The following is a 9,236-nucleotide window of genomic DNA, read 5'->3' on the forward strand; positions in this document are numbered from 1 at the left end:
CTCATCATCTGCAGGAAAAAACTCTCTCACCCTTGATCCTTTCATATCATTTATTTGAGGAATCGGATAAAACACTTCAAATTTATTCAATTGCTCAGAATAATAATCTACCCCCCCGAAATATGACCCAACCCATATTCCTCCTTCCCGATCCTGATAGATTGAATATATTGCGTTATCGGATAATGAAGTGGTGATTAAATTGTCGTGACGCAGATTAACGACCGTTCCTTCCAACGTATTTAATATATAGACACCCGATTCAGTTCCCACCCAGAAGGTCTGACTATCAATCCTTTTCACTGTACGTGCAAAGACAGGTTCACCCGAAGAATCGGTGTCGAGCAAAATACGATAAGTCTTGTTAATCGTATTTATACTTATCAGTCCTTTATTGGATGTGGGTACAATCAACTGGTTGTTTTCATCGGAAATTGCGTTTCGTATTTCGCCCAATCCAGAAAAAAAATCGGGATCATCCTTTATTTGAAATTCCGATGTTTGTTGCGATTCCTTATCGATGCGCATCAAGGGAAGTCCGTAAGGGAAAACCCATATATCGTTATTCTTTCCCACACATAAATTGATCATTCTCATTCCGCCAGGAACAGTTTTGACAGGGTATAAGATGAGATCTTTCGTTTCGAAGTTATAATGAAAAACACCTTTTTCTTCAACCGATATCCATATATCTCCCTCAGAATCCGACACGAGATCACTGATCCATCCATCTATGGATTCATTATTTCCGGTAACAACACGGAACCGTTCAAATTTCTCCATGAGGGGATTATAAATATAGATTCCTCCCTCTGTAGCGACCCAGATATTGCCATTTTTATCTTCCAGAATATGATGAAAGACATTGTTGCTCAGGTCACCACCGGGTGAAAATTTGAATATCTTAAATGCAGTACCATCAAAACGGCTTAATCCATCCTTGGTGCCAAACCACATAAACCCCGTTTTATCCTGGAGTATGCAACGAACTGTATTCTGAGACAATCCGTTATTGATATTATAGTGTTTAAAAGAGTAGTTGGGATAGGAATATAAATTAACATACCCTAAGAGCAATACTACTGACAGGAGTATGTATCTGAATTGTCCCATTCTATTTTTCATTCAATTTATCTTCAAGCATCTTCAGGAAATAACCTCCTACAACAGAGCGGGCTTTGAAACCCACTCGTTTGCCTTCGACAGTATCGTGCCAATCGCTCAAAGGTACACGGGACGGTGTTTCGTTTGCATATTTGTAAACCAAATCGGCCAATGCATCAAAATCGTTGCTGTTTCCTGTAAGCGTAGCAGTCCATAAAATCCAGTCTGACTTTGTATAAGTAGCACGATTATCAAGAGGCAATCCGAACTCATTTTGTCTGGTTCTGTAAAAAGCCATCTCTTTTGTTGCTATTTCCGGATCAAAGATATTAAATTCTAACAATTTATCCCAAACTAAATTGTATTTCTGACTCCAGGTACCGGATCTATCAAAAGTAAGTTTATAATGATCCCCATCATCAGCCATTCTTTTCCACTCCGCAGCCATTTCTTCGGCTAACTTCATGTATTTGTCGGAGACATCCTTTTTCCCCAACATTCCAGCCAGTCTGCCATATGAGGCAATTCCCATGATCGCCTTAATAGAGAGATTGGCATTGTGTGCAAAATGTCCGGCAAAATCGTCAGTACACAGCTGGTTGGCAGGATCGAGCCCTTCCTTCACCAGATAATCGGTCCACGTAGTCAGTATCTCCCAATACTTTTCAGCATACCTGGCATTGCCTTCCACCTTGGCGAGTGCCGCTGTCAGGATCAACATATTCCCGGATTCCTCCACGGGCATATCTCCTCCGTAAGTTTGACCATTTGCGAGGGGGTAAGTGCCCACATCGTGTGCCGCAAAAGGCTTTGTCCATTTTCCACTTTCACTGTAATAAAAGATATGGTTCATCAATCCTTTTACTAACTCCGGGTTGTAAATAAGAAAAAGCGGTGATGACGGATAGGTGATGTCCACAGTTCCGATGGAACCGTTGCTGTTATTTTCTTTCGAGAAAAACAACAGGGTCCCGTCTTCTTGTTTCACCAATTTATGGGCTGATACCGCCTGACGATAAGCCAGGGCACACAATTCAGCATACTTTTTACTTCCGGATTTTTCTGCATCCGCCATCATGGCCCGGTTAAAACTATCGCAACGTTGCATGATCGTTGCATAGTCGGTTTTTGCACTTTTAAATGCCTGAAAAATATCGGTCTTTCCCTCATGGGTCCAGTACGCTTTCAGATTCTTCTCAAAATACTGAATCGAATAGATATCGTCATAACCCAGCATAACGAAACCGGATTTCTTATCGGAGCCAACTTTTCCAAGGTCGCTACTATACCCGAGAGCCGTCATCTTTTTTGTCATATTCCCGGAAAGTTCTTCGACGGGTGTTTCGGTTATTTGTCCCGAGTTCTGGAATTCCTTCTTGATAGCCCAGTAATCACCGAAGTTAAAATTCGAATTTTTGTCGCTGTTTCCGGTAAGATAAAAATGTCCCCAATCGATACGCATATTGTCACCTTTCTTTTCAAGGACAGGTTGTTCCGTGGTGCCTGTCTTGAGAAAAGTCATGCCCTCTTTTTCTATTTTTTCGAAATCAACAGGCTGACTATCATCGTTTACAGCCCATTGGGGTGTGGCTTCCAAATATATCTGCACTTCGTGCGACATATTGTCTTTAGACTTTACCTGATAAGAAACGTAGCTCACAGGACGTGAAAGCAAATCCAGATCGTCCATCAGCAAGGGGGTTGTGAAGATCACATCCAGCTCAACCGGGCCGCAATCGAAGGTATATATGGTTTGTGTAGGTAGCACACTGGCCGATTTCTGAATGGCCGTCTGAATAAAAGATGTTTTATTTTCTTCTTTTTCATACAGGCCAAAGTCAACGTATCCTCCGCCGGTTCTGTTATGACAGTGAGCTGTGATGATATTTTTCCCTTTTTTCAATGTTGCCTTCACTTCTTCCGAAAGTTCTTCCACCACATCATATTTCCAGGAATAACCGGTTTTCACTACCTGAATTCCGTTAATGTACAACTCAAAAATATCGTCGTGTGAATAATGCAAAAAAACAGCTTTACCGGCCAGATCCACTTCAAGATTGAACGCACGCCTCACCCAGATATCTTTGGTTTGCCACAGGGTAGATAAATTAGGTTCGTTAGGAGTACCAAAAGCGGAGGTTCCGGCCTTCCATCCAGCATCATTAAAACCGATACTTTTCCATTTCTCCCCATTCGGTTGTTCAAAAGTATATTTACCTGTCCACTTTTCTTCGCGTACAGTCGGAAGAAGTGGTTTCAAGGGTAAGTTCTCTTTTCCTAGGAAACGAAATGTCTCCCCATCGACCCTTAAAACCCCCAGCAAAGGGAACTCTTTTCCGGTCCAGTGACGGACCTGATCGTCGTACAAGTTGTTTGTATACGACCAGCCGCTGAAATAAGGGTCTACAGTTACCAACGGGTAGGCCGGTGCCCTGAGGTCGGATGTGAGATCTACGGGAATCACGGGAATATCTTTGTTCTTATCGGCACAAGAGATTGTGAATAAGAGCATCAATAGTACAAAAAAAAAGGGTAAATTAATTTTAGTCATTTATGATCATTAAAAGTATTTCTATTTTCTGTGTCACTTTCCATATTTCTGGAATTCAATAAAATTGTCAATAAACGAGTAATTATACTGGCTCTGTTTTAAAAGTGTATCCTGCACGATAGTACGGTTTGCAAACAAGCCATTTAGCACCCAGGGATCATTGGTACTTTTAAAATACTGGTTGTATGGAAAACTTTGCCGAATGGCATATGTGGCAACCAGAAACGAAGGGATTCATCACGCTCCCTGAAATTCCATTTTATATTCAGGATTGTTTTATATCCTTCCTTATGGAGTGAAAGATAATTCAGAATCTTCTCATCTTCAAGCAGTACTTTGGTTGAATCATAAAGTTGAAAGAAGTCGATAAATCCCCTCATCCAACTACAGTATGTAGAGATTATAGGATCCTTTTCTACCCATATCGGTGGGTCAGGCCGTTCCAAACAATACATATTTACCTCCAATTTTTTTTATGGCACATCCCTCATGCCCAATACGACTTATTGTGCTCTCGAGATTCTTTGGATCGGGGCGGGTTCCGGCCGGCTCAATAAAAACAGGTTCGATAATCTTATCGGGTTTAGTTTATATATACTTTTCTTATTTTTTTAGAGAATACGCACCTACAATAAGATTACTTCATAAAATGATAATATTTGTTTTTATAAGCTGATTGTGTGTCTACAGAGATTCCCGGATCATTTTGTTTTTTCATCCATTTTTCAAGTTCCCGGGATAGCTTTTTCATGATACCGGCATATGCGGGGCTATTGGCCAGATTATGAAATTGATTCGGGTCATCTTCGACTGAATAAAGTTCTACAGCGGGCCTGTGATAAAACCGATCGACCAGAAAACGCTCCCTCTCACTTCTCTTTCCTGCATTCTTCCATGATTGCCACCAACTTTCATTATGGGCCGCGGCCTCTAAATGCTTTTCAAAGTAAGTACTATCTGGAAGTAAATTTTGGATATAATGATACTCTTCACTGATAATAGTTCTTATAGGATAGGGTTTTCCTTCGGGTACATTATTGTGCATGCAGTAAACATATTCCCGATGATTGTCCTTTTTGCCGCGTAAAACCTCCAGAAAGCTTTTACCAGACAGGTTCTTTTTTGCTTTTCCACCGGCAACATCTATCAGTGTAGGTGTGATATCTGCGAATTGTACCAGTGCATCTGTTTTTCTGCCACCATCAATTACTCCCGGCCATCTGACAATTAGTCCCGTATGTACGCCCTGGTTCCAATTGGTCCACTTTCCTCCGCTAAATTGCCAGCCTTGCTCCGTAGATAGCATCACGATTGTATTTTCAGCCAATCCTGTCTCCTCAAGCGTTTTAAGGACCTCCCCTACTTGCCTGTCGAAATAGGTTACTTCTGCCAGATAACGAGAATATGCCTCCCGCACCTCAGGTGTATCTCCCAATGTAGGAGGAAGAATCAATTTTTCGGGCGGATAGGCAGACGTATCACCTAAAGTCCATGGAGCGTGTGGACTTGTGGAGCATACGAAAAGACAGAAAGGTTGGTCTCTGTCTTTTTCCATAAATGATTTTATTCCTGAAAGATCTTCTTTTTTCTCTTTGGCCAATACGCAATTCTCTTCAAATCCCGGAACAGCAATATAAGGGAAAACATCCCGTGGCTGTATATGCTTTTTCCCTGTCAAACCCACTCTGTATCCCAGATCATTCAGGTAATGAAAAACACTCTTTGTTCCGGGTCTCGACTGGGAATGATTCCATACACATCCACTTTCCAAGGGATACAATCCTGTATACAACTCATGCCGGCAGGGCACGGACATAGACATCCCCACATAAGCCCTGTTAAACATGATACCCTCTTCCGACAATTTATCAATATTGGGAGTTCGGGCATTTTTACCTCCATAGCATCCGATTTCATTATAAGTACAGTCGTCAGCCATAATAAACAGCACGTTTGGTCTGTAATTTTTTACATTTTCTGTAGCTGAGGATAAAAAAAAGACATTGCTGAGATAGCCCAATAATGTAAAAAAAATCAACTTTATTTTTTTCATTACTTCATTTTATTATCAGTTCTTATTCCTTTGTGCTCTCTCTAATTCCTGTATCCTGGACCAATCCGTTTCTACCATGGAATTTTTCGCCCAGTTATACCACATTTTTTTCATTTCTTCCACTTTGTCGGGCATTTGTTTTGAAAGATCAATCATCTCCGTCCTGTCATTCCTTACATTATATAACTCCCACTTCTCAGGCTTGTTGTTATCCCATGCCATTACCAGTTTATAATCTCCTGACCGGACAGCCCTGTTACCCTCATGCTCCCAAAAAATAGGTTCATTATGTATAGGCTTGTTCTTGCCTCTTAATTGATTTGTAAAACTTTTTCCTTGTAACGGATGGATTTCGTGTCCATTATATTTTCTTGGATACTTTGTTTCTGCTAAATCCACGCAGGTTGCCATGATATCGGGTAAGTAGGCAAATTGTCCGAGAATGCCTCCCTGATTCTTTTCAGGGATACCACCTGGCCATGAAACAATACAAGGTGTAGATATCCCCCCTTCATGCACCCAGTGTTTATACCTTCTTAACGGAGTGTTTGAAGCATTTGCCCATGCTTGTCCATAGGTAAGAAAATAACCCTCTTTGGTTTCCAGTTGAGATGCAGGTCCTCCCCCCAGCATACCTCCTTCGGCACAAGCCCCGTTATCGTTAAGAAAAATGATGATTGTGTTCTCTGTTAAATTATTTGAATCCAGATAATTCATCAACCTTCCAATATTGGTATCCATCTGTTCAACCTGTGCAGCATAGATTGCCATACGCAAATCCATCTCTTTTTTCTTATCCTCATCCAGGCTCTTCCAACTTTTTGAATCATCCGGTGAGAACAGGCCGCTTGGTTTTATCAATCCCATATCCACCATCCGTTGATATCTTTCTTCCCTCAATACGCTCCACCCCTTCATATATTTACCTTTGTATTTATCCACAACTTCCTGCGGCGCCTGTATGGGCCAATGAGGAGCATTATAGGCTAAATAAAGAAAAAAAGGTCGGTCACTATCGGTGTGGGCTTCCCTGATGAAATCGATCGCATGATCGGTGAAAGCGTTTGTGGTATAATAATCCGGATCGCTTATAGTAATTTCCTTGTTGTTAAGAGTAATACCTCTTGGGTGTGTCGGTTTGAAAAAGTTGGCGGCTCCCGCCAGTATTCCGTAAAAACGGTCGACCCCCCTTTGTAATGGCCATTGTTCTTTCTTATGCATGCCAAGGTGCCATTTTCCCGTCATCAGTGTGGTATATCCGGCTTCTTTCAATACCTCTGCGATTGTGACACTGTTCCTGTTCAGAAAACCGCGGTATCCGGGAAGGTTGACATCGAAGGCGACCGGGTTCTCCGGATCGTTGGTCATGTGCCCTATCCCGGTCTGATGAGGATGAAGGCCCGTCATCAGGGAGGCCCGCGTCGGACAACTCCTTCCTGCATTATAGAACTGGGAAAATCTTACTCCTTTGGCTGCCAAGGCATCCAGATGGGGAGTATTGATTTCTCCTCCATAACATCCAAGGTCAGAATAGCCCATGTCATCCGACATGATCAAAATAATGTTGGGTCTTTGGGCAAACCCATTCATTGCAAAAGTTGCTGCAATTGAGATTGTTGATATTTTTTTTATATTCATCTTAGGTTGGATGTAAAATCTATTCTTCTCCTATCTGTCCCCTGGAATTCCGGAACTGATGTTCGGTGGCTTTCATTTCTGTCGGCTGACCCTCATCCCCGCATGACTTCATCCATTGCTTCAGCACCTGATCCATCCTTTTGACAACAGAAGCATTTTCCGGCAAATCAGCAATATTGTTCATACAATACTTATCGTTCTCTATATCATATAGTTCAATGGCCGGTCTATGCTGATACCGATGAGTTATCATGGCTGCAAACGGATCATTTTCACCCACTTCTTTCCATCGATTGAATAATTTCCCTTCAGTCTCTGTATTCTGAAAAGTCATTTCCGGCGTGAGATTTACGATATAGCGATATTTCTTGTCCGCAACCGCACGGATGCCATAATACTTACTCCCGCTGAAAATTCCACGTGTGGTATGGATAGAGAATGTATACTGCTTGTGCACGGTCTTTTTATTGGTCAGGACGCTCAGAAAGCTTTCCCCGTCCAGATTGCCTTTTGCTTTTGCTCCTCCCATTTCCAGGAATGTAGGCAGAATATCCACATATTCAACGATGGCATCCGAGGTGGTGTTGGATTGAATAACTCCAGGCCATCTGACGATACAAGCCGATTTCACACCGGGTTCGTAAAGAGTCCATTTGGCAAATGGCAAACTATTTCCCTGTTCACTTAAAAAAACTACTGCCGAACTATTCTTAACTTTTTTTTCGTCCAAAATTTTCAATAACCTCCCGAATTCAGCATCCATATAATTTATTTCAGCCAAATAATCACAGAATTTTTCTCTTGTTTCCGGAATATCGACATAGAACGGAGGAAGTTTAATTTTTTCTGAATCAAACTGATTGGGATTCCCTTTATTCCATGGCGTATGCGGTTGTCTCGACATGACAAACAGGCAAAAGGGAGTACCTTCCGACCGACATTCGCTGATAAATTTGTCAATTGCGTCATAATCCAGATCCCCTCCTTTCATGGTATCCACATACAAATCCCAATCAAAAACAGCAGAAGGCGCTACATGTGATTTTCCTATTAGTGCTACTTTATAACCTGCAGGCTTTAAATGCTGAACAACACTTAAGGTTCCCTCTTTTGCCATTGTATGATTGGGATATGCACCTGTTTTTACAGGCCATAAACCGGTCAGCAAGTTATGCCTGGTTGGCGAACTCATCGGAGCCGCCTGATATGCTTTCGTGAATCGCATTCCTTCACTGGCAAAATCATCGATATGGGGTGTTTTTGAATCAACGCTACCGTAACAGCCTATGTCGTAATGAGAGCAATCATCCGCCATAAACAACACCAAATTGGGTTTATGGTTTTTTTGTGCCGACAATGAAAAAATTGAAAGTCCGGCAGCAGCTACAGTGTAAAAAGATCTTCGTATCATAAGGGAAGAAATCAGAATTAATAAATCACATTATCGCATGGCAACAAAGATTGCAATATCAATCTCATATTTCATGGGCAAGGCTTTTATATTTACTTTAAATTTGGCAGATTATTTCTCCACCCTATGGCCTGATTTTGTAAATCCTCAGTAATCTCCGGATATTTATCTTTGACATTATTTTTTTCAAAGGGATCATCTTTTAAATTGAACAACATCGCATCAGATCCGTCCTTATTTACTAAAAGCTTCCATTCTCCCTCACGAATCGCCACATTGGGACTTGCGTCCGCGCCCATTGCTTTCGGAAATGCCGGACTGTCGTTTCTTTTATATTCCCAGAATATTGCTTTCTTTCTGTCTTGTGGCATACCTGTCATCGCCCTGCTCATGTCCTCTCCATCACTGTCGAACTGTTTTGGAGTATGAGTATCCGTGATAGCACAAAGGCTATAAAACATATCAAGGGCACTAATTAC

The 9,236-nt window shown here is 41.6% G+C and carries 6 protein-coding genes and 1 pseudogene; all 7 read right to left on the reverse strand.

Features of this window, described 5'->3' with window-relative positions:
- On the reverse strand, positions 1-1,113 hold a 1,113-nt coding region (locus B4G81_RS08760), incomplete at its 3' end, for a ligand-binding sensor domain-containing protein (RefSeq protein WP_294081615.1).
- Position 1,114: 1 nt separating this feature from the next.
- Positions 1,115-3,655: a glutaminase family protein gene (locus B4G81_RS08765; RefSeq protein WP_294081617.1), complete on the reverse strand. Its 2,541-nt coding sequence runs from the start codon at positions 3,653-3,655 to the stop codon at positions 1,115-1,117.
- Positions 3,656-3,798: 143 nt separating this feature from the next.
- Positions 3,799-4,101 (reverse strand): hypothetical protein, encoded by a 303-nt coding sequence (locus B4G81_RS08770; protein ID WP_294081619.1) that lies wholly within the window; start codon positions 4,099-4,101, stop codon positions 3,799-3,801.
- A 191-nt stretch (positions 4,102-4,292) separates the two neighbouring features.
- Positions 4,293-5,708, reverse strand: coding sequence for a sulfatase family protein (locus B4G81_RS08775; protein ID WP_294081622.1), 1,416 nt, complete (start codon positions 5,706-5,708; stop codon positions 4,293-4,295).
- A 15-nt stretch (positions 5,709-5,723) separates the two neighbouring features.
- A complete protein-coding gene (locus B4G81_RS08780) occupies positions 5,724-7,346 on the reverse strand; it encodes an arylsulfatase (RefSeq protein ID WP_294081625.1) in 1,623 nt (540 codons plus the stop codon).
- A gap of 19 nt (positions 7,347-7,365) precedes the next feature.
- Positions 7,366-8,757, reverse strand: a complete 1,392-nt coding sequence (locus B4G81_RS08785) for a sulfatase family protein (protein ID WP_294081627.1) — start codon at positions 8,755-8,757, stop codon at positions 7,366-7,368.
- A gap of 92 nt (positions 8,758-8,849) precedes the next feature.
- Positions 8,850-9,236 (reverse strand): annotated as a pseudogene (locus B4G81_RS08790) (N-acetylgalactosamine-6-sulfatase); the annotation flags it as partial.

It is taken from the genome of Proteiniphilum sp. UBA5384, from assembly GCF_002410825.1.
In the GTDB taxonomy this organism is placed as follows: Bacteria; Bacteroidota; Bacteroidia; order Bacteroidales; family Dysgonomonadaceae; genus Proteiniphilum.

Bases quoted from the DNA above. Each gene is read 5' to 3' on its own strand.
- B4G81_RS08765 (WP_294081617.1), bottom strand. From the start codon at position 3,655: ATGACTAAAATTAATTTACCCTTTTTTTTTGTACTATTGATGCTCTTA.
- B4G81_RS08775 (WP_294081622.1), bottom strand. From the start codon at position 5,708: ATGAAAAAAATAAAGTTGATTTTTTTTACATTATTGGGCTATCTCAGC.
- B4G81_RS08780 (WP_294081625.1), bottom strand. From the start codon at position 7,346: ATGAATATAAAAAAAATATCAACAATCTCAATTGCAGCAACTTTTGCA.
- B4G81_RS08785 (WP_294081627.1), bottom strand. From the start codon at position 8,757: ATGATACGAAGATCTTTTTACACTGTAGCTGCTGCCGGACTTTCAATT.